At 47.5% G+C, this 520-nt stretch carries 1 pseudogene; it reads right to left on the bottom strand.

What is annotated here, in order from left to right:
- Nucleotides 1-520 (bottom strand): annotated as a pseudogene (locus tag BCT81_RS25430) (IS5 family transposase); the annotation flags it as partial.

The following is a 520-nucleotide window of genomic DNA, read 5'->3' as shown; positions in this document are numbered from 1 at the left end:
AGTTTCAGGCATACCTAACCCTGTAAGCTTATTCAGCGCTTTGATCATAGCGTAAGTCTCGCCAACTTGAGCGTTGTAGTTTCTCAGGCTTAATTTCCCACCTAGCAACTGTTTCACTCGATACATTGCTGTCTCTGATAGCGACCGCTTGTGATAGCCATACCGCTTTTTCCACTTATTGTTGGAGCCCTAAAGCTTCTGACAACCAACTGCTAAATTGCGAGGGTGTCCTTGCTCCCAGAAGGCAGCCCCTTCGCGTGGCGGGATTAGCGGAACCGCTCGCTTTATACGTATTGCATCATGGCAATGTCTTGTGTCATAAGCACCATCACCTGATACCTCAATGATTTTACGACGTGTCTGCTTAAGTAGGTTGGGAAGCACTTCGCCATCGGTAACGTTAGATAAACTCAGCTCTGCTGCGACTATTTCGTGACTGCTAGTATCAACGGCTAAATGTAGCTTACGCCAGACTCTGCGCTTCCCATCAGTACCATGCTTTTTGACCTTCCATTCACCT

The organism is Vibrio sp. 10N.261.52.A1 (genome assembly GCF_002876325.1).
Lineage (GTDB): Bacteria > Pseudomonadota > Gammaproteobacteria > Enterobacterales > Vibrionaceae > Vibrio > Vibrio chagasii.
Note: the sequence above shows the minus strand (reverse complement) of the source record. Positions and strands in the feature narration are given on the sequence as shown.